Source organism: Micromonospora maritima (genome assembly GCF_902825405.1).
Lineage (GTDB): Bacteria > Actinomycetota > Actinomycetes > Mycobacteriales > Micromonosporaceae > Micromonospora > Micromonospora maritima.
The window spans coordinates 1-1,609 of sequence record NZ_CADEAU010000800.1; the positions used below are offsets into that span (position 1 = coordinate 1).

Annotated in this window: 2 protein-coding genes; both read left to right on the forward strand. The window is 76.7% G+C overall.

Annotated features, from left to right (window positions below; all coding sequences use genetic code 11):
- The coding region (locus HUW36_RS32405) for an aldehyde dehydrogenase family protein (protein WP_174531528.1) at positions 1 to 1,213 on the forward strand (1,213 nt) is incomplete at its 5' end.
- Positions 1,210 to 1,609, forward strand: a 400-nt coding sequence (locus HUW36_RS32410) for an alcohol dehydrogenase catalytic domain-containing protein (protein ID WP_246248436.1), incomplete at its 3' end; no start/stop codon positions are given. The genes HUW36_RS32405 and HUW36_RS32410, both read left to right, overlap by 4 nt.

The window sequence follows — 1,609 nt, forward strand, 5'->3', positions numbered from 1 at the left end:
CCACCTCGACCGGCTGCACGCCGCGCTCGCCGCCCGCGCCGACGAGATCGCCCGCACCGTGGCCCTCGAACTGGGCACCCCGCTCAGGCTCGCCACCCGGGTGCAGGCCGGCCTGCCGCTGACGGTGCTGCGCGGCATGGTCGACCTCGCCGCCCGCCCGCCGGCCGAGCAGACCATCGGCAACTCCCTGGTCGTCCGCGAGCCGGTCGGCGTGGTCGGCGCGATCACCCCGTGGAACTACCCGCTGCACCAGGTGGTCGCCAAGGTCGCCCCGGCGCTGGCCGCCGGCTGCACAGTGGTGCTGAAGCCGAGCGAGTTGACGCCGCTCACCGCGTACCTGCTCTTCGACGCGGTGACCGAGTCCGGCCTGCCGCCCGGGGTGGTCAACCTGGTGCCCGGCACCGGCCCGGTGGTCGGCGAGGCCCTCGCCGCGCACCCCGACGTCGACCTGGTCTCGTTCACCGGCTCCACCGCCACCGGCCGGCGGATCGCCCACCTCGCCGCCGACCGGATCGCCCGGGTGGCCCTGGAACTGGGTGGCAAGTCCGCCAACGTGATCCTGGCCGACGCCGACCTGCCTGCCGCGGTCAAGGTCGGCGTGGGCAACGCGCTGCTCAACTCCGGCCAGACCTGCACCGCCTGGACCCGGATGCTGGTGCACCGCGACCGCTACGCCGAGGCGCTCGACCTGGTCGCGGCGGCGGTGGCCGGCTACCGCCCGGGCGACCCGTTCGACCCGGCCACCCGGCTCGGCCCGCTGGTCTCCGCCGCCCAGGCCCAACGGGTACGCGGCCACGTGGACCGCGCCCTCGCCGACGGCGCCCGGCTCGTCGCCGGCGGTCCGGACGCCCCGCTGCCGCCCCGCGGCCACTTCGTGGCGCCCACCGTCTTCGCCGACGTGCACCCGGACAGCGCGCTGGCGCAGGAGGAGGTCTTCGGGCCGGTGCTCGCGGTGATCCCGTTCGCCGACACCGACGAGGCGGTCGCGATCGCCAACAACTCCCGGTACGGCCTGGCCGGCGCCGTCTGGTCGGCCGACTCCGACGCCGCGCTCGCCGTCGCCCGGCGGCTGCGGACCGGCCAGGTGGACGTCAACGGCGGCGCGTTCAACCCGCTCGCCCCGTTCGGCGGCTACAAGCAGTCCGGCCTCGGTCGCGAGCTGGGCGGCTACGGCATCGAGGAGTTCACCGAGCTGAAGGCGATCCAGCGGTGAGGGCGCTCGTGGTACGCGGCCGGGGCGCTACCCCGGCGGTGGAGGAGGTGCGCCTGCCCGCGCCCGGCCCGGGCGAGCTGCGGGTCCGCATCCGGGCCGCCGGCATCTGCCACTCCGACCTGGCCATGGTGGACGGCACGCTGGCGCCGGCGTACCCGCTGGTGCTCGGGCACGAGGCGACAGGTGTGGTGGCCGAGGCGGGTCCCGGAACCCGGCTGGCGGTCGGCACGCCGGTGGTGCTGAACTGGGCGCCCGCCTGCCGCGACTGCTGGCACTGCCGGCACGGCGAGCCCTGGCTGTGCGCCGCGAACACCGCCCCCTCGGTGCCGCGCGGCGAGACGGCCGCCGGCGAGCCGGTGCAGGTCACGCTCGGCCTCGGCGCGCTCGCCGAGGAGG